The organism is Dokdonia sp. (assembly GCF_039945015.1).
In the GTDB taxonomy this organism is placed as follows: Bacteria; Bacteroidota; Bacteroidia; order Flavobacteriales; family Flavobacteriaceae; genus Dokdonia.
This window is the reverse complement of sequence record NZ_JBDUXP010000015.1, coordinates 1-23,644: the sequence shown is the minus strand read 5'-3', so window position 1 is coordinate 23,644 and position 23,644 is coordinate 1. Positions and strand designations below refer to the sequence as shown.

At 36.8% G+C, this 23,644-nt stretch carries 19 protein-coding genes, 2 tRNA genes, 3 rRNA genes and 1 other RNA gene; 5 read left to right on the top strand and 20 right to left on the bottom strand.

The window, feature by feature from the left end:
- Positions 1 to 87: 87 nt before the first annotated feature.
- From ABJD27_RS10830 to ABJD27_RS10805, 6 genes are all read right to left on the bottom strand, one after another.
- Complete coding sequence (locus ABJD27_RS10830; protein WP_348166690.1) at positions 88 to 729, bottom strand: response regulator transcription factor; 642 nt, start codon at positions 727 to 729, stop codon at positions 88 to 90.
- Positions 726 to 2,588 carry an ATP-binding protein gene (locus ABJD27_RS10825; RefSeq protein WP_348166687.1) on the bottom strand — a complete coding sequence of 621 codons (1,863 nt, stop codon included), beginning with the start codon at positions 2,586 to 2,588 and terminating at the stop codon, positions 726 to 728. The genes ABJD27_RS10830 and ABJD27_RS10825 overlap by 4 nt, the downstream gene beginning before the upstream one ends.
- A 48-nt stretch (positions 2,589 to 2,636) precedes the next feature.
- Complete coding sequence (locus ABJD27_RS10820; RefSeq protein ID WP_348166684.1) at positions 2,637 to 3,182, bottom strand: hypothetical protein; 546 nt, start codon at positions 3,180 to 3,182, stop codon at positions 2,637 to 2,639.
- A gap of 530 nt (positions 3,183 to 3,712) precedes the next feature.
- Positions 3,713 to 4,240 (bottom strand): SRPBCC family protein, encoded by a 528-nt coding sequence (locus ABJD27_RS10815; protein WP_348166681.1) that lies wholly within the window; start codon positions 4,238 to 4,240, stop codon positions 3,713 to 3,715.
- Between the two features lie 122 nt (positions 4,241 to 4,362).
- Positions 4,363 to 4,998: a peroxiredoxin-like family protein gene (locus tag ABJD27_RS10810; protein ID WP_348166678.1), complete on the bottom strand. Its 636-nt coding sequence runs from the start codon at positions 4,996 to 4,998 to the stop codon at positions 4,363 to 4,365.
- Between the two features lie 147 nt (positions 4,999 to 5,145).
- The gene (locus ABJD27_RS10805; protein WP_348166675.1) at positions 5,146 to 5,805 is read right to left on the bottom strand and encodes an RNA methyltransferase; all 660 of its coding nucleotides are present in this window, start codon (positions 5,803 to 5,805) and stop codon (positions 5,146 to 5,148) included.
- 53 nt (positions 5,806 to 5,858) lie between these two features.
- Between ABJD27_RS10805 and ABJD27_RS10800 the strand changes: the two genes are divergently transcribed.
- Positions 5,859 to 6,554: a Sir2 family NAD-dependent protein deacetylase gene (locus ABJD27_RS10800; protein WP_348166672.1), complete on the top strand. Its 696-nt coding sequence runs from the start codon at positions 5,859 to 5,861 to the stop codon at positions 6,552 to 6,554.
- Here ABJD27_RS10800 and ABJD27_RS10795 read toward each other — a convergent pair.
- Positions 6,551 to 7,027: a heme-binding domain-containing protein gene (locus tag ABJD27_RS10795; protein WP_348166669.1), complete on the bottom strand. Its 477-nt coding sequence runs from the start codon at positions 7,025 to 7,027 to the stop codon at positions 6,551 to 6,553. The two genes, ABJD27_RS10800 and ABJD27_RS10795, sit on opposite strands and share 4 nt — an antisense overlap.
- Positions 7,028 to 7,105: 78 nt before the next feature.
- On the opposite strand from ABJD27_RS10795, the gene ABJD27_RS10790 reads away from it, so the two are divergent.
- Complete coding sequence (locus ABJD27_RS10790; protein WP_348166666.1) at positions 7,106 to 7,678, top strand: adenylosuccinate lyase; 573 nt, start codon at positions 7,106 to 7,108, stop codon at positions 7,676 to 7,678.
- Positions 7,679 to 7,696: 18 nt separating this feature from the next.
- Here ABJD27_RS10790 and ABJD27_RS10785 read toward each other — a convergent pair whose 3' ends face one another.
- The 6 genes from ABJD27_RS10785 to ABJD27_RS10760 all read right to left on the bottom strand — a co-directional run bounded on the left by ABJD27_RS10785 (position 7,697) and on the right by ABJD27_RS10760 (position 13,022).
- Positions 7,697 to 8,989: a DUF2851 family protein gene (locus tag ABJD27_RS10785; RefSeq protein WP_348166663.1), complete on the bottom strand. Its 1,293-nt coding sequence runs from the start codon at positions 8,987 to 8,989 to the stop codon at positions 7,697 to 7,699.
- Between the two features lie 57 nt (positions 8,990 to 9,046).
- Entirely contained in the window at positions 9,047 to 10,405 is a 1,359-nt protein-coding gene (locus ABJD27_RS10780; RefSeq protein ID WP_348166660.1) for a pyridoxal-phosphate dependent enzyme, read from the bottom strand.
- 155 nt (positions 10,406 to 10,560) lie between these two features.
- Positions 10,561 to 12,126, bottom strand: a complete 1,566-nt coding sequence (rny, locus tag ABJD27_RS10775; protein WP_348166657.1) for a ribonuclease Y — start codon at positions 12,124 to 12,126, stop codon at positions 10,561 to 10,563.
- A gap of 140 nt (positions 12,127 to 12,266) precedes the next feature.
- A non-coding RNA gene (gene ssrS / locus ABJD27_RS10770) (6S RNA) lies at positions 12,267 to 12,376 on the bottom strand.
- Between the two features lie 51 nt (positions 12,377 to 12,427).
- Positions 12,428 to 12,715 (bottom strand): cell division protein ZapA, encoded by a 288-nt coding sequence (locus tag ABJD27_RS10765; RefSeq protein ID WP_348166655.1) that lies wholly within the window; start codon positions 12,713 to 12,715, stop codon positions 12,428 to 12,430.
- Between the two features lie 13 nt (positions 12,716 to 12,728).
- Entirely contained in the window at positions 12,729 to 13,022 is a 294-nt protein-coding gene (locus ABJD27_RS10760; RefSeq protein WP_348166652.1) for a hypothetical protein, read from the bottom strand.
- A gap of 211 nt (positions 13,023 to 13,233) precedes the next feature.
- Here ABJD27_RS10760 and murQ point away from each other — a divergent pair, with 211 nt between their 5' ends.
- The 3 genes from murQ (at position 13,234) to ABJD27_RS10745 (ending at position 15,134) form a co-directional block, all read left to right on the top strand.
- Positions 13,234 to 14,049 carry an N-acetylmuramic acid 6-phosphate etherase gene (gene murQ / locus ABJD27_RS10755; RefSeq protein ID WP_348166649.1) on the top strand — a complete coding sequence of 272 codons (816 nt, stop codon included), beginning with the start codon at positions 13,234 to 13,236 and terminating at the stop codon, positions 14,047 to 14,049.
- A complete protein-coding gene (locus ABJD27_RS10750; RefSeq protein ID WP_348166646.1) occupies positions 14,036 to 14,257 on the top strand; it encodes a DUF6095 family protein in 222 nt (73 codons plus the stop codon). Before murQ ends, ABJD27_RS10750 begins: the two co-directional genes overlap by 14 nt.
- A gap of 154 nt (positions 14,258 to 14,411) precedes the next feature.
- Complete coding sequence (locus ABJD27_RS10745) at positions 14,412 to 15,134, top strand: alpha/beta fold hydrolase (RefSeq protein ID WP_348166643.1); 723 nt, start codon at positions 14,412 to 14,414, stop codon at positions 15,132 to 15,134.
- A gap of 76 nt (positions 15,135 to 15,210) precedes the next feature.
- Here the strand turns inward: ABJD27_RS10745 and ABJD27_RS10740 are convergent, their stop codons facing one another.
- The 7 genes from ABJD27_RS10740 to ABJD27_RS10710 form a co-directional block, all read right to left on the bottom strand.
- Positions 15,211 to 15,798, bottom strand: a complete 588-nt coding sequence (locus tag ABJD27_RS10740) for a YceI family protein (RefSeq protein ID WP_348166640.1) — start codon at positions 15,796 to 15,798, stop codon at positions 15,211 to 15,213.
- 159 nt (positions 15,799 to 15,957) lie between these two features.
- Positions 15,958 to 17,382 (bottom strand): radical SAM protein, encoded by a 1,425-nt coding sequence (locus tag ABJD27_RS10735; RefSeq protein WP_348166637.1) that lies wholly within the window; start codon positions 17,380 to 17,382, stop codon positions 15,958 to 15,960.
- Positions 17,383 to 17,871: 489 nt separating this feature from the next.
- A 5S ribosomal RNA gene (gene rrf, locus ABJD27_RS10730) occupies positions 17,872 to 17,979 on the bottom strand.
- A 159-nt stretch (positions 17,980 to 18,138) separates the two neighbouring features.
- Positions 18,139 to 20,967 (bottom strand): 23S ribosomal RNA (locus tag ABJD27_RS10725).
- A 205-nt stretch (positions 20,968 to 21,172) separates the two neighbouring features.
- Positions 21,173 to 21,246 (bottom strand) — tRNA-Ala (locus ABJD27_RS10720).
- Between the two features lie 157 nt (positions 21,247 to 21,403).
- Positions 21,404 to 21,477 (bottom strand) — tRNA-Ile (locus ABJD27_RS10715).
- A 200-nt stretch (positions 21,478 to 21,677) separates the two neighbouring features.
- Positions 21,678 to 23,201 (bottom strand): 16S ribosomal RNA (locus ABJD27_RS10710).
- Together the 16S, 23S and 5S rRNA genes with 2 tRNA genes alongside form the textbook arrangement of a ribosomal RNA operon.
- Between the last annotated feature and the right edge of the window lie 443 nt (positions 23,202 to 23,644).

Here is a 23,644-nt window from a genome sequence, read left to right as displayed (position 1 = left end):
TTCCTCTTTTTATCTATTAAAAAAAGGCACTATTCTCCCTCACAACGATATGTTGTGTACAAACCAAATATGATTAATGATGATTATTTACGTTTTATTCAAGCCATACTCTATAGCAATACGTACAAGGCCAGCTGTATTCCTTGCACCGAGTTTAATAAGCATATTACGACGATGTGTCTCTACAGTGCTAAAACTTATATGAAGTTTATCTGCTATTTCTTGCGTTGTGCACTCTTCTAATATTAAATGAAGGACTTCTTTTTCTCTTCGAGATAAACTAGGAAAAGGAGTCGCTTTTCTTTCTGATTGCTGCGCGATACTATTAAGAACAATTTCATTAACATCAGTATCTAGAAACATTTTACCCATACTCACTTTATGGATTGCCTGAATCAGTACTTCTTTACCCGCATTCTTAAGAACATATCCTTTTGCTCCTTTAGATAACATCATTTTGATAAGACTCCCTTCTTTGTGCATAGATAGTGCTATCACTTTTAAAGCTGGATTTATTTTAAGTAATGCTTTACAGGTATCAACCCCATTTATTCCCGACATATTAATATCTAGTAAGATTACAGACGCTTTTGTTGTAGGGATCATTTTTATAGCTTCCTCACCAGAAAGGGCAGTTCCTACAACGGTAATATCATCCTGATCTCTTAACATCAACACAATCCCTTCTATCACTATTTTATGATCATCTACTATAAATACATCTATCATATCACTGGTATGTTTATAGTTACACAAGTTCCCTCCCTTAATTTGCTATCCCAATGGATATCGCCCTTTAATATTTCGACGCGACTATTAATACTTTTTATACCTAATCCCGCTTTCGCGAAAGCGTACTCATATTCAAAACCTATCCCATCGTCTTCTATCATAAGATGCACCTCATCTTGGGTACCAATAAGTTGTAATAATATAGTGTTTGCTTGTGCATGTTTCTTAATATTAGAAAAAATCTCTTGCACCAATCGATAGATCATCACTTCTTTATTCTTTGTAAGATCTGGCACGTTACGTACTTCTAGTGTGGCTTCATATCCTTGCTCATTGAGATATGCTATCATATCTTCTAAAGTTCCTATAAGTCCAGATATAGATAATGAATGTGGCATCATATTATGGGATATCCTACGCACTTCTATACAAGATTCATCTATCAATAATGCCGTCTTATCTCGTATTCCCTTCATATCTTGATCTGGGTCACAATCTTGAAACGCTGTAAAATGAGCCTTTACTGTACTCAACAATCCCCCTAAACCATCGTGCAAATCCTGTGCAATTCTAAAACGTTCTGACTCCTGACCTTCGATCATACTATTCATAGAAGACAATAGGTTTTTTTGCTCTATCTCTTTAAATGCTTTTTCTTGTAATAAAACTTGTTGCGATGCTATTGTTCTTTGATACTTTAACCTTTTTCTAAAAAAGATATATACCCCTATAAATAATACTCCAAAACTAATCAAGGCATATAGTATTCTCCTACGTTGTTTTTCCCTCTTTTCAATAACTAATTCCTGCTGCGCAATGATTCGTTCTTTTTTCTCACTTTCATACTGCTGCATTGCATTATTTAAACGCTTGGCTCGCTCTACACCATTAATCGAATCTTTTAATACATTATACTTCTTAAATATCCCCAATGCTTTATCGGGTTGTCCTTCCATCTCATATGCATCTATAAGATCTGGCATCAAATCATACAAATTCTCTTGAAAGTTACCTTCTGTAAATTTTGAATAGGCTTTTTCTAATTTTGGTAACGCATTTTTGATATCGCCAAGTTCAAGATCTACTTGTCCCAAACCACCATATGCCACATAAAAAAGATTACTATAAGAAACAGAATCTATCGTTTCCAGAAGCAATTCATACGCTTCTTTTGCTTCATCATACTTTTGAGATTTCTTATAAAAATTTGCAATGTTACATTGTGCCATATACTTATAAACCAGATTGTTTTTTCCTGGTTTACGCAACATATAAGTGTCTATATTTTGTATTGCATCATTAAGAAGTTGTATTGCTTTCTCTTCTTCATTTTTATAGTCCCCATAAATACTTGCCGCATTCATTTGTCCTATAGCTTGTCTTCTTAAATCGTCATTTGCTTTACTGAGCTCAATTACCTTATTAAAGTACTCTAGCGCTAAGTCTTCTTCATCTTGTTTTTGATATACACTACCTATAGAACTATACACAGAAGGTAAGCGCGTAACAGCTCCTATCCCTTGAAAATACTCAGAGCTAATCAAATAATTATCCAATGCATCACTGAATTTATTCAATTGAAAATTAGCATTTCCTATATAATAATATGCAATCCCAATATGTATTGAATCTTCTATCTTTTGAGCATACTCTAAATATTTTATAGCATACCCATGCGCCACTTTTTGATCTGAATAATAATACTCCCTACGTAATCTATTGTAGGCTTCCATGACTAAAGAGTCGTTCTTTTCTATGGTTATACTATTCTTTAAACTATCAATAGTCTGTGTATTTTGCCCAGTAATAAACATACTATACAATCCTAAACAGATAAAGAGTATAAAGATTTTCAAAAGAAGATGATTGGTTAAATTAACAATACTAATATAGGATATATCTGGTTATCTGGATTTTGTGGTTACTATAATCTGAAAATCTCCTTGAGTAAGCCCCTCTGCTCCTACTACCGCAATGACCACTCTATAGGGTCTACTTATAGCGATTAAGTTTTGCACGGTACGTGTGTGATCTTGTGGTTCTTTGCCCACATAATAAGCCTCTCTAAACCAATCTGCTTCACAACGTACACAGCGTTGCAAATTAGGGACCATATCCTTTTTAAATACCGACGTCTGAAAAGCATATATACTAAGATCCTTTGAAGGGTCTTTAGGCACCACAGTTACTTCCATATCGCTATTTTTAGGAATTACTCCTTCAAAAAAAACGTGATTTCCATTAAATTTTTCTTTCCTATTTTGCACAAAACAGGCATTATTACTCGCCCAAGCCCAACTTAAATCATGCAATAGCACCCCTTGTGAGAGTGTGCCATTAAATGCAAGCCTACTATTAGGCTTTATGTCTATTTTATTCATGATAATTTGTCCCTGTTGCGCTAGTACTATAGCTGGTAAAAGCACCAGGAGATATAAAAAATTTTTCATTGTTTGAGTTTTTAAAAAAGGAGAGCATTAGTGAGCCTACTCTCCTTTGGGGTTATCTATGAGGTTACTTCTCACCTCTTATATACTAATTATAATATAAGTATAGATTACCCTGTATGTATAGTGTGTATTAATTTCCCCATGATTGTTTTATTAAAATGATTACGTATTGATACAAACTTACTTTGTATGATAACCGCGTATCTATCATATTGTAAGATGTCGATTCTTTACTCAAGAATAAGATGTTATATTCTTGTCAATATTTCCTTTTGCTAATGTATTGCAAATCAATCTTTATTGCATCAAAGAAATCTAGTAGCCAACTCTTTTCAATGAATTCTATGAGTTTTTGAAATTGACTCTATTTCATAAAAAAAGCGCTAGATTACATCTAGCGCTTTTTTTTACTACAATAAGAATATAAGTGTTATGTTATACTGTGTAATGCGATTTTGCTTCCTTCTGTATTAAGAAACGTAATCCTATAACCATGCTCTTAGTTACCTTGTGCTTTTTCTTATAACATCTTAAGCTTCTAGTATTTTCTTTACGTTTTGCAGTCCTTCTTCAAAATCTTTCCCTACTGTTTTATCCATATTAAAAAAGTTCATAAATATCGTTGACGGAAATTTATTAAATCCTTTAAATCCCCATACCAATTTTGTCTGTCCCGGTCCTGCATCTTCAAACGTATAATACCCTTCACTTTCTGATTTCCATGGTTTCAAAAAAACCAAACGATTATCTATACGTTCATTCTCCACAATAGAAGTAATGGTCTGGCTTCCCATTCCCACTTCTTTATTCCCATCCCAGCTTGCTTTAAATCCTACCTCTCCATCTGTTCCTGTGTAGGTTTGTTTCATCTCAGGGTCTTTAAGTTTCCAAGGCGACCAATGATCTTGGTTTTTTATCATTTTAATATATGGAAACACAATCTCTTTAGGTTTATCTATAATAATACTACGACTTACATTGTAGGTTTTAGGACCTATTGCAGCAAGAAGAATAATCACAACAAGTAGTGCTGCAATGATATAAATAAGAGTCATCATAACTATGGAAGGTATTTGTTATCATTCTAAAATTAAACAAATTAGAATTAATCACTAAAAAAAGAAGGTTTTTCCTACTAGAAAAAACCTTCTTTTTACATTTAAATCTACGTATCCTCTAGTTATAAAGCCGCAATAATATCTAATGGATCTGCTCTTAATTTATAATCTTCGGCTAGAAAATGATAGGTTACTTTACCATCTTGCCCTATAATATATGTAGCAGCGATTGGCAATTCATTTGCCTCATTCCCTTGACTCTGAAGAAGATCTATCCCAAATTTAGTATACAATGCTACTAGATCTTCTGGTAATTGATATATAAGTCCCAAAGAACGTGCTAATTCATTATTCTCACTTGTTAATACTTGAAAGTCTAATTCATTTTTCTCCTTAGTTGTTAACGAATTATCTGGTGTTTCTGGTGTAATTGCAATAAGTTGAGCTCCCTTTGCTTTAAATTCTGGTATTGCATTTTGCAATGCTTTTAAAGCTATATTACAATAAGGACACCAACCACCTCTATAAAAAGTAAGTACTACACGACCTTCCTTAAGCAATGCTTCTAAAGTAACCTGTTCTCCTTTTACATTAGGTAATGTAAAATTAGGAAATGAATCACCTGTTTTTGTAGCACCTTCTAAAATATCGGTAGCTTCTAATGCATCGATAGCGCTTTTCATAATATCTTGAGCAGCTCCTGGGTGTCTTTTTACACTGTTCTCTGCATATTCTTTAAGTTGTTCTGTAAGTGTCATAATTATATTTTGAGAGTAAGTCTCTTTATTGTTTTGATAATTACAATTTGTCACAATAATATTCTATGAGTAAATAAAAGATTGGTTTTAGGTTGAGTACGCTTTCGCGAAAGCGTAAAAAGAATGATTCCCTTTAGTCTAAACTATTTACTTCTGACTATCTTTTTCCCAACGAGTAATGATTCGGTCTACATCTTTAATCATTTTCTTGGTCCACTCCATTTTCTTTTCAAAAACCTCTGTATCCGATAATTGCCAAGGAATTGTAGATGCTTTTAACTTGGTCATAATATGCTGTAAAGTAATGGCTGCCGAAACAGAGATGTTAAGACTTTCTGTAAAACCAACCATAGGAATATATATAAAATCATCTGCCGCTTCTATCACAGCATCACTCAATCCCTCTGTCTCTCTACCAAAAAAAATAGCTGCTTTCTCTGTAATATCAAAATCTTCTAAGCGATGTGCTTTTTGATGAGGCGTTGTTGCTACAATACGATATCCTTTATCTTTTAAAGTTTTTAAGCAATCTTTGGTACTCATATGTCTGTGTACATCTACCCACTTTTGAGCTCCCATAGCAATCTCTCTATCAATACGCTTTGCATTTATTTCTTCTATCACATGAAGCTCTTGCACACCAAAAGACTCACAACTGCGTATAACAGCGCTTGTATTATGCAATTGGTATACATCTTCTACCGCGACTGTAACGTGATGTGTGCGCTCAGAGAGTACACGATCAAAAAGTTCTCTACGTCGTTCGGTTAAAAAAGATTGTAAATAATCTAGTAGTTTATGATCCATAATCATTGTTTACAAAGTAAAGATACAGTACTTTTAACAGGTAAAGAATTCTTATGAAAAAACAAAAAGTCGTCATTATTACTGGTGCAGGGATCAGTGCAGAGAGTGGGTTAAAAACATTCAGAGACTCCAATGGTTTGTGGGAAGGTCACGATGTTATGAAAGTAGCGTCTCCTCAAGGTTGGGTAGATGATATGGAACTTGTGCTTAATTTTTACAATGAACGCAGACGTCAATTACTTGAAGTACATCCAAATAATGCACATAAAGCGTTGGTAGACTTAGAAGATCATTTTGATGTAGATATTGTCACTCAAAATGTAGATGATTTGCATGAGAGAGCAGGAAGTTCAAACGTACTTCACTTACATGGCGAATTATTAAAAGTGCGTAGTACGTACGACGAAGATCTTATTTTAGATTGGAGGTCTGATCTTAATGCTGGCGATATGTGTGAGCATAATTTTCAATTACGTCCACATATTGTATGGTTTGGAGAAATGGTTCCTTTATTAGAACCCGCAGCTCGTTTGGTAAGTGAGGCAGATTATATCATGATCGTTGGTACTTCTATGCAAGTATACCCAGCTGCTGGACTTATAGATTATGCAAAATTAACAGCGTCTATACACTTTGTAGATCCAAAACCTGCGATAAGTGCACGAGCAAATCTTACTGTTCATGTAGAAACAGCAACTATAGGTGTTCCTAAGGTTGTTGAATTATTAATTAAAGATCTAGATAGTTAATGAGCTTCGGCTTTGATTCCGTATTGTAGCCTCGCCGCTTTTGCCCATGTCATGATGGCTTTTATTTGCGTATCGGTTAATCGAGCCTCATCATGAGTCCAAGTATAAGAATCTAATGGCATTTCCTTACTCTCTATCATCTCTATAAGCTCTTCTAGTTTATGATCTTTTCGCTTTACAGAATACGAAGACCAATCTGAAAAATTAAGATGCCTCTTCCCGTTTTTTATATGATCAGATAGCCAGTAAGAAACAGGAGCTACCTCAGCATACCAAGGATATCTTGTTTGATTACTATGACAATCAAAGCACGATTCTTTAAGGATTCCTTCTACAGATGCAATAGGCTTGGTCTCATTTAAAAAAGGTTGAACACTTTCATAATTCCCTTCTTGATTTTTATCAGGACGTATAAATTGCATGACTATAAGTACAAGTAATGCTAGCTTTAAAAATAGTTTTAACCACTTCATAAAAATTATCTTGATTGAATTACCAAGATACATGTTATTAAAATACATTTCCTATTTTTAACATATCAAACAAGCAAAGTGACGTATCAAGAATTATATACTAATTTAGACTATGTAAATCATAGTCGAGAAAAACGAGCGTATTACTCACAACTGGTTATCAAGACACCAGAACTAATGCCATTTGTCATAAAGATTTTATTCAAGGTAAACGACCCTATATCAAACAGAGCTGGTTGGCTTTTGGAATTTGTGTGTAAAACTGATATCACGATGCTTTTCCCATATCTAGATGTATTTACTAAAAATATGCATTCCGTACATCAAGATTCTGCACTACGACCTGTAGCCAAGATATGTGAGTATCTTACTTTATCCTATTACAAAAAGAAAGAACCACAAACTAGAGAACATCTAAAGACACTACACAAAGAACGCATCACCGAAGCGGGATTTGACTGGTTAATCACAGATCAAAAAGTAGCTGTAAAAGCCTATACAATGACAACATTGTTTTGGCTAGGAACCGAAATAGATTGGATTCATCCTGAATTGTATCGTATTATGGAAGATGATTACCATAAAGGGAGCGCCGCTTATAAAGCAAGGTGTAGACATATGTTTGAAGCGATAAAGAAGTTTAACAAATAAAGTCTATACAGGTATTTATTATGTTTTCCCGATCAACCAATTTCCCACAGCACATTGTAAACATTTATGCTTTGTACAGTATTCTGTTTTTAATTGAATAAGTGCTTGCGTTTGCATGGCATGTATTGCCTTTGGCTTAAGTGAATCATACTTTTTGATAATCGTATTTTTTTCAGGTTTTATATGTGATATCAAGTCTATTATTTCTTCATGATGATCTTTCCCTTGATACTGACTGTACGCAAACTTGAGAGGAATAATTGTATTAATAAGCAATAAATCAACAAATGATTTGGAGAGCTTTTTTGTGCGTTTTTTCTGTGATGTTGTAAATGAAAAATGAGTATCCCAATAGGTAGACGCTTGTACTTGTAACAAGGTATAAAATCCTTCTATTGTATCTGTACTCATGAGTTTCTGAAACAACCCAGGAATCGTATAATACAACATGGCTAGTTGCGATAACCGAATGGTTGGAAAATTATCTGGTCGTAATTTAAAAAATTGAATAGGAAGTATTCCTTGTGTATCTATTTGAAATTTATGCTGTACAAACTCGTATTCCCCTTGTAATTGCAACACATAGCTATCTACACTATCTTCGGGGAGTAACCCTCCTGCTCCAAGCAATATGGCTTCTAACCGAAAAGGTTCTTGAGCGCATTTTCTTATAATACTAAAATCAATATGCTGTGCTAGTGATTGAAATGATGCTCCATTTATTTTGGTTCCAAAATTACGCATGAACATCACAAACAAAACTCCTTCCCAGTCATTGTTAGATTGCTTTAACAGTTCTTGAATAGCGCCTGTTTTGCGCTCTAATCGCTCTAGATATAATCGTTCTTGCCAATGCTCCCAAATAGGTGTAGGGATATCTAGAAGGCTATCTTCACAATTAATCCACTTCTTGGATTGATTTTTAAATAGTTTTTGATAGTTTTCTAATGATTCTTTAGAGACATAATCCTTCAATTGTAGCGTAGGAAGTGGTGTATTATCTTGTCTATAAATATCGATATCATGTTCCCATACAACATGAAGAATCACAGTATCATATGCTCTATCTGTTTCATGGCCGTGAGCATACCAATCTGATGATTTGAGATGGATTTCTACATTACCAGCCCATTCTTGATTTGCAATTGTAAGTCGTGCGTTAAAAAAGTCTGGCCCTGCTAAGTGATTATGAGTTCCAAGAGAAGTAATATGTACAGAAGCATGTGTTGTTGTTTTTGCTTTCGCGAAAGCAAATTTTTTATACTTCCATAAATAATGTAAAAAATCTTCACTCATCATGTGAAGATACATGAAAATACCAGTTTGAGCTTTTCTTATTTTGCCGAAAAACCCAAACTGGTATATAGGTTATATAGCGCTTATAATATCATGCTTTGTGATGATATGATGCTTCCCATTACCTAGATCTACAAGTACTGCATTATTCTCTTTGGTAATTAGTTTTGAAACTTCTACAATAGGTGCTTTACGATTTACAATAGGATATTGAGCTCCCATAATTTCTCTTACAGGTGTATCTGCTATATTTTGATCTTCCATATATGCTCTAAACAATGCTGCTTCATCTACACTTCCTACAAATCCTGTAGTATCTTCTACTGGGATTTGAGAGATTTTAAAATCTCGCATACGCTCTATTGCATGAGAAACCAATTCTTCTGTCTTAACAGTAATTAATGGTTTGTCTATATGATTTTTTATTAAATCTTCGGCAACAGTAACTTCTTCGTCTAAGAAACCACGCTCACGCATCCACTCATCATTAAACATTTTTCCAACATAACGACTTCCGTGGTCATGAAATAATACCACAACAACATCTTCTGGCTTAAAATGCTCTTTAAGTTGTAAGAGTCCTTTTATAGCAGATCCAGCAGAATTTCCTAGAAACATGCCTTCTTCTTTTGCAAGACGTCTTGTATATACAGCTGCATCCTTATCTGTTACTTTAGTAAATCCATCTATGATAGAGAAGTCTACGTTTTTCGGAAGGATATCTTCTCCAATACCTTCTGTGATATATGGATAAATTTCGTTTTCGTCAAAAACACCTGTTTCGTGGTATTTTTTAAATACAGATCCGTAGGTATCTACTCCCCATATTTTTACATCAGGGTTCTGTTCTTTTAAATATTTTCCAACACCACTTATCGTTCCTCCTGTTCCTACACCTACTACAAAATGTGTTATTTTCCCTTCTGTTTGTTTCCAAATTTCTGGAGCTGTACTCTGATAATGCGCTTTTGCATTACTAGGGTTATCATATTGATTTACATACCAGCTATTTGGTGTTTCTTCAGAAAGTCTTTTTGATGTAGAGTAATATGATCTAGGATCATCTGGCTCTACATTTGTAGGACATACTACAACCTCACTTCCTACGGCGCGTAGGATATCCATTTTTTCTTTGGATTGCTTATCAGAGATCACACACACCATCTTATAACCTTTTATAATAGCTGCAAGGGCAAGCCCCATTCCTGTATTTCCTGAAGTTCCTTCTATAATGGTTCCTCCTGGCTGTAAACGGCCGTCTGCTTCTGCATCTTCAATCATTTGAAGTGCCATACGATCCTTTACCGAGTTTCCTGGATTAAAGGTTTCATATTTTGCAAGAACAAGACAAGGTAATTCTGCGGTAAGTGCATTCATCTTTACCATAGGTGTATTCCCTATAGTTCCTAATATATTTTCTGCGTAGTCCATACTTATTTTTTGAAGTTGCAAAGATACTTAGTACAATCTTGAAATGAGAATGAATCCTAATTTTACTTTGAACTGGTTGAATTAAAAAGTCCTATACCCTTATTTATAAACAAGCATATAGGACCTTATTATGTTATAGTAACAACACGTTACATTTATTTTGCAATATTAACCGCTCTTGTTTCTCGTATTACGGTTACTTTAACTTGACCAGGATAGGTCATATCTGTTTGTATTTTTTGAGAAATCTCAAAAGAAAGCGCTGCTGCTTTTTCGTCATTTACTTTCTCGCTTTCTACAATAACACGAAGTTCACGCCCTGCTTGAATAGCATATGCTTTCTTAACTCCTCCAAATCCAAAAGCAATATCTTCAAGATCTTTAAGTCGTTGTATATATGAGTCTAGTACTTGTCTTCTAGCACCTGGACGAGCTCCGCTTATAGCATCACACACTTGAACTATAGGCGATAATAATGAGGTCATTTCTATCTCATCGTGGTGAGCTCCAATGGCGTTACATACATCTGGTTTCTCTCCATGTTTCTCTGCCCATTGCATCCCTAAGATTGCGTGAGGTGTTTCTGTTTCTGTATCTGGCACCTTTCCTATATCGTGTAACAATCCTGCACGGCGAGCTAGTTTAGGGTTTACTCCAAGCTCGGCTGCCATTACAGAACATAGCTTAGCTACTTCTCTACTGTGTTGTAACAAGTTTTGACCGTATGAAGATCTGTATTTCATACGCCCTACAGCCTTTATTAATTCTGGATGTAGTCCGTGAATACCAAGATCAATAACGGTACGTTTACCAACTTCTACAATTTCCTGTTCTATTTGCTTTGTAGTCTTACGTACTACTTCTTCAATACGTGCTGGATGTATACGTCCGTCTGTTACAAGTTTATGCAGTGATAATCGTGCGATCTCTCTACGTACACTATCAAAACAAGATAATATAATAGCATCTGGAGTATCATCTACAATAATCTCTACACCAGTAGCTGCTTCTATAGCACGTATATTACGGCCTTCTCTTCCTATAATTCTTCCCTTTACATCATCACTCTCCAAATTAAAAACAGAGACACAATTTTCTACAGCTTCTTCGGTTCCTATGCGTTGTATTGTACTAATAACAATTTTTCTAGCTTCTTGTTCTGCAGTCATTTTTGCTTCTTCCATAGCACTTTGGATATGTGCCATAGCGTCTGTCTTTGCTTGATCTTTAAGCGACTCTACCAACTGTTCTTTGGCAACATCGGCAGAAAGTCCAGATATCACTTCAAGTTGTTGTACTTTACTATTATGAATTTTATCTATCTCAGACTGTTTCTTTTCTAAGTAAGCTACACGATTACTATAATCCTTAACTTTATCGTCAAGACCTTGGTTAAGTTTTTTATTTCGCGAAAGCTCGCTACTCACCTGTGATTCTTTATCACGTATTCGTTTTTCTGTTTCGGACATTTTCTTGTCGCGATTCAAAATCACTTTCTCGTGTTCTGATTTAAGTTCTATAAATTTTTCTTTTGCTTGTAATATCTTGTCTTTCTTTGTTGCTTCTGCCTCTATCTTAGCCTCTTTTATGATATTTTGAGCATTCTTATTTGCATTTTTCACTACTTGAGACGAGTTGTTACGTTCAAGTAATTTTGCAATAAGAAAGCCAATGGCTAGGGCAATCACACCTACAATAAACAGGAGTATATTATGTTCCATAAACAATTTTTATAATCGATACTCTTTTGATAAAGAGTAATACAATGGTTAATATTAAAAGATGTTTTTTACACCTTTTGAGTTGGTTAGTACCCTAAAATTAGGATATAAAAAAGCCTGCATTAGTTGGGTTTTTGTATAAACTCCTAAATAAAAGGATTAGAGCTAGAGGACTGATCAAGAATCCGTGACGAAGACGGCGCGCTTTTACAATCCAGATTCACTCTTTACAAAAAAATATCTGTTGAGTTTATCAAAAAAAGACCAATGCAGGCAGTAATATGCTGTATGTAAAGAACGTCTATAGTTGCTCATCTAGAAGTGCACTTAACGCTTGTAGGCGTTTTGTTGCTTCTTCATGATCTGAGTTTTTATCTATATTTTTTTGGGTAGCCTGAGATGCAAATTGCAAGGCACACATTGCCAGTACATCCTGTTTATCTCTAACGGCATAATTTTGCTCAAATTGTTTAATCATAGCCTCTATCTTTTTTGCAGCTTTACGCAAACCTTCCTCTTGTTCCATAGGAATAGTAAGCGGATACACGCGATCAGCTATAGACAATTTAATTTTAAGCTTTTCAGACATAAAATTTTCCCTTTTATTCAGAAAGCGATACCACACAGGCATCTATCTCTCTAATTAAGGCATTTATTTTGAGCTTGGTTTCCCTTTTATAATCGTTACTGCCTAGTAATGCATTTGCCGTTTTGAGCGTATTAAACTCTTGTTGTCTTTCTTCCAAAGCATCTTTGAGTCTTTTATTCTCAGCATCTAATGCTGCTATTGTTCCTTCCAGAAGCTCGTGTCTTTCTTTAACCGCTTGGTAGCGATTTAACAAGGTATTAATTCTATGCTCTAGAGAATCAACAACTTCTGCAAGGTTACTCATCATGACAATACATATACTACGTATCACAAAGTTAACATTAGTGAGATAGAATAGCAACTGGAAACGTTAAAATTTCAAACAGATTATAATTTACTTAAAAACAACTCACTACAAGGCTTTAGAATGTTTTTTATACGCTTTCGCGAAAGCGTATGCCATCTCTTTACACAAAGTCATCCTATAATTCTTATTTTTGGGTCATAAAACAGAACGAGTGTCATTTACCAAAACCACAGAACAAGATTCCCATTACGACCATTTAGAAAACATGTCGGTCACCGAATTATTATCTAATATCAATAATGAAGATAAAACGGTCCCTATTGCTATTGAAAAGGCACTCCCACAAATAAAAACTGTAGTTACACAAGTGGTAACTAGATTAAAAAATGAGGGACGCTTATTTTATATGGGTGCAGGAACGAGTGGGCGTTTAGGCATTGTAGATGCATCAGAATGCCCTCCTACATTTGGAGTATCTCCTGACCTTGTGATAGGACTCATTGCCGGAGGTGACACTGCCATACGCAATGCAGTTGAGTTTGCTGAAGATAGCAAGGATCAAGGATGGAAAGATTTACAAGAATATGAAATCTCAACAAATGATTTTGTAATTGGAATCGCTGCTTCAGGAACAACTCCATATGTTATAGGTGCTTTAGAAGCTTGTAACGCAAAAGGAATTGGCACAGGATGTATTACGTGTAATCATAATAGTCCGCTATCACTTACTGCAGCCTACCCCATAGAAATTATTGTAGGTCCAGAATTTGTGACTGGGAGTTCTCGTATGAAAGCTGGCACTGCTCAAAAACTTGTTCTCAATATGATTTCTACCGCAACCATGATTCAGCTAGGTAAAGTACGAGGAAACAAAATGGTAGATATGCAATTAAGTAATCATAAACTCGTAGGTAGAGGTACTCGAATGATTATGGATGCATTAAAAATAGAAGAATCCGAAGCAAATAAATTACTTCTTAAACACGGTAGTGTACGTAACGCAATAGATCATTATGAGCACAAATAAAGAAACCCTACTTAAAGGGATTAAAATCATGGGTGGGACATTAGTATTACTAATCTTAGCTCCTATTATTCTTAATTCTTCTTTTAAAAATCAAGATCACCCTCTTTTTATACCTGTATTAGGTATTGGGATTATTTGTTTGATTGCTGCTATCTATTTTGGATTCAAAGGAATAAAAACGCTTATGAGGGCACTATTTGATGAGTAAGTCTATATTTCTTTGATTAAAATTATAATAGCATTACAAAATTTTCCATCCATAGTAAAAGAACATGTGCAAACAGACGTTACTGTAAGTAAGGTATTACAATAGAGACTTAATCACCATAAAAACCTATCATTCTTTCTTATAATCACATATTATGAAAACAATACTTACCTGTATAATAAGCTTGACTTGTCTATTTACGTTTGCTCAAAACACCATTGACTACCCATCTAAAGATGGATTACGAATTACTGCAGATTTATATGAAGTGTCTAAAAGTGATACTTTTATTATTCTTTTTCACCAAGCTGGATGGAGTCGTGGAGAATATAAAGAAACTGCTCCTAAATTAAATGCACTTGGATATACCTGCTTAGCGGTAGATCAACGTTCTGGAGGCGGTGTAAATGATATTACAAATCAAACGAATAAACAAGCAAAAAAAGCAGGCAAAAGTACTGGTTTTATAGATGCATTTCAAGATATTGAAGCTACTATAGATTATGTAAAAAAAACATACAAGCCTAAAAAAATTATTATTTGGGGAAGTTCGTATTCATCTTCATTAGTTCTAAAATACGCTGGAGATAACCCTGATAGTATCGATGCTGTTTTATCTTTTTCTCCAGGAGAGTATTTTGGAAAAGACAATTTTATCAAAAACAGTGCTTCAAAAATTAAAGTTCCAACATTTATTACTTCCGCTCAAGGCGAAAAAAAGAGTTGGTCTGCTATAAACGATGCAATTGCAACCAAAACAAAAACAACATACTTACCAAAAACATCAGGGAATCATGGGTCAAGAGCTTTATGGAACAAGTTCAGTGATAGTGAAGGATACTGGACTGCAGTCAAGAGTTTTTTAAATGATCTATAATAGCATATTATACCTACTATAAATAAAAAAGGCTGTCTAGTATTAGACAGCCTTTTTTATTTATTTCTTTGTCAAATTACTTTGATTCTTTCACCATTTCTAAACGGCAATCTATTCTCACTTCTTTTCCTAAAATATAACCTCCAGCTTCCATTGCTGCATTATATTCAAGTCCAAAATCGTATCTATTAACTTCTCCAGTAATACGCAATCCAGCTCTAGTTCCAAAACTAGGATGTGTGATAACTCCCCCAAATGTAGCATCTAATGTCACTTCTTTAGAAACCCCATGCATCGTAAAGAGACCTGTAAGTTTGTATTTTTTTCCTTCTATTTTTTTAAATTCAGTAACTTTAAAATTGATTGTTGGATATTTTTCTACTTCAAAAAAATCAGCACTTCGTAAGTGATTATCCCTTCTTTCATTTTTAGTATCTACACTTGTTGTTTGAATTGTTATTTCAAAAGTAGCATCAGAAAAATCAGCTTCATCTGCTTTAATAACTGCCGAATAGTCATTAAATGTTCCTTCGGTTTGGGAAATTACTAAATGATCAATATCAAATCCTATAGAAGAATGAGATGCATCAATACTCCAAGTAGATTCTTGCCCAAAAGTTATTGTTGTTAATAAGAGTGTTAGAAACGTAATTGTGTTTTTCATGTAGTTCATTATGGTATTTTAATTTTTGAATTAATTACTATCATTATATAAGAAGTCAACTCTTTGTCGTAATGATAAAATAATCCAAACAAATTATAAACTATAAAAAACAGCACACCTCTATACGATGTATGTTCCTTACTATTAAACAACATATACCTACGATAATCTTTGTTTAGGTCTAATGGTATTGATAACAAACTTCTCTATAGGAAAATTGAATTTTTCATTTTCACAACGCCATTGACTTAATTTTCTAAGGGGATAACTAAGTAATTTATGTTTAGGTCCATAAGCTAGTTTAAGATAGAATTTAAAAGCTTCAAAGAACTTTACTTTCTCTTTACTCACCCATGGTCCAGAAGATCCTATATAATCAAACTTAGCCCATTCTTTTGTTGTTTGTGGTAAGACATATCCTTTCTTCACTACATCTTGAGTAATTGCAGAACCAGGATAAGGTTTAAAATAAAAAATGGGAGTATCAAACTTTCTACTTTTACTTCGTAGTTGCTTTACTACTTTAACAGTCTCTGCAACACTTTTATCAGACTCCTCAGGAAAACCTACTATAAAAGGAAAGATAACACCTATATCAAGTTCTTTACATTTTTCTGCACAATAAAATACTTGTGTAAGCTTCACATCTTTCTTCATCCAGTCCATCATTTCTTGAGAACCAGACTCTACGCCTATAAGCAATCTTCGCAATCCAGATTCCTTACAAAGTTTCCAGACTTCATCAGGAAGCCTCTCCCCTTGATCTGCACGCATAGTTGCTGCCCAAGTTATATTCAAGTTTCTGTTAATAAGCTCTTCTGCAAAACCTTTAATTCTCTCAGCATATGTGAAAAACGTTTCATCTTGGAAGTTTAAATCTGTAAACTGATATCTTTCTTTATAATAAGCGAGTTCTTCCCCCATCTTCTCTGAAGAAATTGCAGAAAACTTTCTTTGAAACACGAATGGATCTGCACAAAATGCACATCTAAAAAAACATCCAACAGAAGATATATAATCAAATTGTCTTTTCCCTTTCTTTTCAAAATAGCGTTCAACATCTATCAGATCATAATCAACTCTTTTAAAATTGTTTACCGCAGCAATAGGTCGTGGAGGGTTTTTTACAAATTCTCCTTCATCATTCCTAAAAGATAACCCTTTGACTTCTTTTAAACTTTTCCCTTTATCTATAAATTCAATAAGCTCTTTAAACGTTTCTTCACCTTGACCTTGCACGGTAATATCAATATAACTATGATCTTGCATAGGTTCTAAAGCAAAAAGAGACGTATGCCATCCTCCCCATATAACTGGTAAGTCTGGTCTAAGACTCTTTACTTTCTCTGACATTTCTAATGCATCTTTGATAGGACTTCCTGTAATCACAGTTGTTCCAAAACAAATCGCATCATCTATATGTTCTTTAAGTAAACTATCTACATCTTTTTCAATACGAGCATCTATAATAATAACTTCATACTTTTCTTGATCCAATACAGTGCCTATCGCTAGTAATGCAAGAGGCATATCATAAAATACAGTTAGTGGATTATAGAGTAGTATTTTTTTTCTTGAAATCATTTTGTAGAGATCTTTATATATTTTCTCAAATTAATCATATTAATTTAAAAATAATACTCAAAATTCATAAGATTTTATGCGTTGAGCATTAAAGCAAGACTTCTGTCGAATTAAATCATAACAACATACATGACATTTCCATAAAATAAATTCTAAAGTTAGGAGGTTCTATCCGCTTTCGCGAAAAACATCTCAACCATCTTTCCAGATCAATACATCCACCCTCTGTAAGTCTTTAAACACATACTAAACTAGCTATCAATAGATTAAAACAACACCCTAATAAAGATAGATACTAAACAACGCCCTTACTTTTAATGAGTATATCTCACTTTAGCGCATAAAAAAAGGTCTAACACATTAACTCTATTAAGTCTTAAAAGGTAGCGTCTCTACGCTCCACTCGATGGTAGTATCATCCTCATAAAAGCAATAAACACATTTTAAGGCATAAAAAAAGGTCTAACACATTAACTGTATTAGACCTTAAAAAGGCGGCGACCTACTCTCCCACGATTGTAGTACCATCGGCGCTGGCGGGCTTAACTTCTCTGTTCGGAATGGGAAGAGGTGAGCCCCGTCGCTGTAACCACCTTAGTTTTTGATTAAAGTTATTTTGCAAACTCTAAACTCCTTTGCTATTAAGCAAAAGAAAATATCGTAACATACTAGAAAATAAAAAAGAAGATAAAGACTATTAAAATAATCATCAAACTATAAAAGAGTTCCCTCCCCGCCAATAAAGGCGGGGAAGCGTACATAAGCTTACGGGTTATTAGTACTACTCGGCTATGACATTACTGCCTTTACACCTATAGCCTATCAACGTGGTAGTCTCCCACGACCCTTTAAAGAAATCTCATCTTGTGGTGGGTTTCGCGCTTATATGCTTTCAGCGCTTATCCCTTCCCGACATAGCTACCCTGCGATGCTTCTGGCGAAACAACAGGTACACCAGCGGTCAGTCCAACTCGGTCCTCTCGTACTAGAGTCAGATCCACTCAAATTTCTTACGCCCACTGTAGATAGAGACCGAACTGTCTCACGACGTTCTGAACCCAGCTCGCGTGCCACTTTAATGGGCGAACAGCCCAACCCTTGGGACCTTCTCCAGCCCCAGGATGTGACGAGCCGACATCGAGGTGCCAAACCCCCCCGTCGATATGAGCTCTTGGGGGAGATCAGCCTGTTATCCCCGGAGTACCTTTTATCCTTTGAGCGATGGCCCTTCCATGCGGAACCACCGGATCACTATGCTCTACTTTCGTACCTGATCGACTTGTAGGTCTCTCAGTCAAGCTCCCTTATGCCATTACACTCTACACACGATTGCCAACCGTGTTGAGGGAACCTTTAGAAGCCTCCGTTACTCTTTTGGAGGCGACCACCCCAGTCAAACTACCCACCACGCACTGTTCGTCGTTAGACGTTAGACTTCAAATAAGTAAAGGGTGGTATTTCAACAATGACTCACAAACGCCTGGCGACGCCTGATCGAAGTCTCCCACCTATCCTACACATTACTTATCCAAAGCCAATACGAAGCTATAGTAAAGGTTCACGGGGTCTTTTCGTCCCACAGCGGGTAATCGGCATCTTCACCGATACTACAATTTCACCGAGCTCATGGCCGAGACAGTGTCCAGATCGTTGCACCATTCGTGCAGGTCGGAACTTACCCGACAAGGAATTTCGCTACCTTAGGACCGTTATAGTTACGGCCGCCGTTTACCGGGGCTTCAATTCAAATCTTCGCCGAAGCTAAACTCTCCTCTTAACCTTCCGGCACCGGGCAGGTGTCAGGCCCTATACATCATCTTTCGATTTAGCAGAGCCCTGTGTTTTTGATAAACAGTCGCCTGGACCTCTTCACTGCGGCCCATCCGAAGATGGGCGACCCTTCTCCCGAAGTTACGGGTCGATTTTGCCTAGTTCCTTAGCCATGAATCTCTCGAGCACCTTAGAATTCTCATCCCAACCACCTGTGTCGGTTTACGGTACAGGCTGCTTCACTTGCTTTTCTTGGAACTCGATTCGCTGGATTATCACCGCGGCCGTAGCCTTAGTGTACTATCGGAGTATTACTAGCTCCTTCAACGCACAATTCCGTCTGTGCGCACCAACTATTCGAATCCGTCGCTTTTAATGTGAGCAGGTACGGGAATATTAACCCGTTGTCCATCCACTACCCCATTCGGGTTCGCGTTAGGTCCTGACTAACCCTCAGCTGATTAGCATAGCTGAGGAAACCTTGGTCTTTCGGTGTGCGGGTTTCTCGCCCGCATTATCGTTACTTATGCCTACATTTTCTTTTCTATACGTTCCACCAAGCCTCACAGCTCAACTTCAATACATATAGAATGCTCCCCTACCACTTATCTCTCTTGAGTAAGTCCATAGCTTCGGTAGTATGTTTATGCCCGATTATTATCCATGCCGAACCGCTCGACTAGTGAGCTGTTACGCACTCTTTAAATGAATGGCTGCTTCCAAGCCAACATCCTAGCTGTCTAAGCAGTTCAACCGCGTTTTTACAACTTAACATACATTTGGGGACCTTAGCTGATGGTCTGGGTTGTTTCCCTCTCGGACATGGACCTTAGCACCCATGCCCTCACTGCTGATTATCATTTTATAGCATTCGGAGTTTGTCAGGAATTGGTAGGCGGTGAAGCCCCCGCATCCAATCAGTAGCTCTACCTCTATAAAACTATAAATCAACGCTGCACCTAAATGCATTTCGGGGAGTACGAGCTATTTCCGAGTTTGATTGGCCTTTCACCCCTACCCTCAGGTCATCCCAAGACTTTTCAACGTCAACGGGTTCGGTCCTCCACTTTGGGTTAACAAAGCTTCAACCTGCCCAAGGGTAGATCACACGGTTTCGCGTCTACTCAAACTAACTTAATCGCCCTATTCAGACTCGCTTTCGCTACGGATCCGGCCCTGAAGGCCTTAACCTTGCTAGTTAAAGTAACTCGTAGGCTCATTATGCAAAAGGCACGCCGTCACAGATCAAGTCTGCTCCGACCGCTTGTAAGCGTATGGTTTCAGGTTCTATTTCACTCCCTTATTCAGGGTTCTTTTCACCTTTCCCTCACGGTACTGGTTCACTATCGGTCTCTCAGGAGTATTTAGCCTTAACGGATGGTCCCGCCAAATTCATACAGGGTTTCACGTGCCCCGCACTACTCAGGATACCACTATCTGTAACTGTCTTTACTTATACCGGGCTATCACCGTCTATGGCCACTCTTTCCAAAGTGTTCTAATTCATAAAGCACAGAATATCGTGGTCCTACAACCCCAATATTGCCGTAACAATATTGGTTTGGGCTAATCCGCGTTCGCTCGCCGCTACTTACGGAATCACTTTTGTTTTCTTCTCCTCCGGGTACTTAGATGTTTCAGTTCTCCGGGTTTACCTCCTTGCGGATACTATATCTTCAATATAGTGGGTTGCCCCATTCGGATATTTGCGGATCAATTCTTGTGTGCAGATCCCCGCAACTTTTCGCAGCTTATCACGTCCTTCATCGCCTCTGAGAGCCTAGGCATTCCCCATACGCCCTTAATTAGCTTATTGTACTTTTTGCTCTTTTAATGAGTTTAATTCATATTCTTTTTTGCGTATACATATCATAACAATATATACACGACTTCTCGTATTCTTTTTTATTTCCCAATATGTCAATGAACGTTGTGAATCACAACAGATAATTAAAACCACCTGTAATATTCACGGCAATATGCAAAGTGATAAAATAAATCATCCCTAGGCATCACCTTGTGGAGAATATCGGAGTCGAACCGATGACCTCCTGCGTGCAAGGCAGGCGCTCTAGCCAGCTGAGCTAATCCCCCATTATTTGAAATCCCAAAGTTGAACTCAGAATTTCGAATGACGAAGTAATGATTCTCAACTTCTAAAATTTCCTTCAATATAAAATGAACATCACGATTTATATGCTTTCGCGAAAGCGTAATTATTTAAAATTAATAAATAAAACCTTAAATAAAGTAGTCCCAGGCAGACTCGAACTGCCGACCTCTACATTATCAGTGTAGCGCTCTAACCAGCTGAGCTATGGGACTCTATAAAGTCCCCAGTATTCAGTATGTACTAGTGAGTAAACTCACCCCAAAGCATCATACCTAAGACTATTAATAGTATTAAATCGACAGCTATTGAAAACTAAAAAATTAAACCTTGTAACTAAATTCTCATCTATAACAAGTAAGTTGGTTGTGTGATAATATTGTATAAATACAACAAAATCAGGGACAATCTCTAGAAAGGAGGTGTTCCAGCCGCACCTTCCGGTACGGCTACCTTGTTACGACTTAGCCCCAGTTACCAGTTTTACCCTAGGCCGCTCCTTACGGTGACGGACTTCAGGTACCCCCAGCTTCCATGGCTTGACGGGCGGTGTGTACAAGGCCCGGGAACGTATTCACCGGATCATGGCTGATATCCGATTACTAGCGATTCCAGCTTCACGGAGTCGAGTTGCAGACTCCGATCCGAACTGAGATAGGTTTTATAGATTCGCTCCTCATCGCTGAGTGGCTGCTCTCTGTACCTACCATTGTAGCACGTGTGTGGCCCAGGACGTAAGGGCCGTGATGATTTGACGTCATCCCCACCTTCCTCACGGTTTGCACCGGCAGTCTTGTTAGAGTTCCCGACATTACTCGATGGCAACTAACAACAGGGGTTGCGCTCGTTATAGGACTTAACCTGACACCTCACGGCACGAGCTGACGACAACCATGCAGCACCTTGTAAATTGTCCGAAGAAAAGTCTATCTCTAAACCTGTCAATCTACATTTAAGCCCTGGTAAGGTTCCTCGCGTATCATCGAATTAAACCACATGCTCCACCGCTTGTGCGGGCCCCCGTCAATTCCTTTGAGTTTCATTCTTGCGAACGTACTCCCCAGGTGGGATACTTATCACTTTCGCTTAGTCACTTAGATCGAAATCCAAACAACTAGTATCCATCGTTTACGGCGTAGACTACCAGGGTATCTAATCCTGTTCGCTACCTACGCTTTCGTCCATCAGCGTCAATATATTGTTAGTGATCTGCCTTCGCAATCGGTATTCTATGTAATATCTAAGCATTTCACCGCTACACTACATATTCTAACCACTTCACAATAATTCAAGACATACAGTATCAATGGCAGTGCTATGGTTGAGCCACAGCATTTCACCACTGACTTATATGCCCGCCTACGGACCCTTTAAACCCAATGATTCCGGATAACGCTTGCACCCTCCGTATTACCGCGGCTGCTGGCACGGAGTTAGCCGGTGCTTATTCTTATGGTACCGTCATCAGAGTACACGTACTCCTTATTCTTCCCATATAAAAGCAGTTTACAACCCATAGGGCAGTCTTCCTGCACGCGGCATGGCTGGATCAGAGTTGCCTCCATTGTCCAATATTCCTCACTGCTGCCTCCCGTAGGAGTCTGGTCCGTGTCTCAGTACCAGTGTGGGGGATCTCCCTCTCAGGACCCCTATCTATCGTAGCCATGGTAAGCCGTTACCTTACCATCTAGCTAATAGAACGCATAGTCATCTTGTACCACCGGAGTTTTAATCATTAAATGATGCCATTCAATAATACTATGAGGTATTAATCTTCGTTTCCAAAGGCTATCCCTCTGTACAAGGTAGATTCTATACGCGTTACGCACCCGTGCGCCGGTCGTCAGCAAGTAGCAAGCTACCTCTGTTACCCCTCGACTTGCATGTGTTAAGCCTGCCGCTAGCGTTCATCCTGAGCCAGGATCAAACTCTTCATCGTGTGTCTTTAATATATTTCAACTCACAATAAATAAGAAATTAATCGTCTCAAAATAAAAAATTCTAGTCTTCAATTCTTTTATAGTTCCTAATCCGAAAATTAGAAACTTGCATAATTTAAAACAATCTCTATATAAATAAAAATTGTAATTATACGCGCTGTCAATTCAATATGTCAATGAACTTAGAAGAAATAAATCCCTTCTAATAATAAGTACCTTAATATAAAATCAAAATACTCACTTCTCGATTAGTGCAAAGGAATCGAACCTTTATTTATACCCCTGAAAATTACCTCAGAAATCATTACCAAATCACTACATTATTTCTATGAACTACCGCTCTGTTATTCTCTCTACAAATACTCCCTCTCAAAGCGGGTGCAAATGTACAACTATTTTTTCCTACCAAACAAACAAAAAATAAAAAAAATTAATCTTTTTT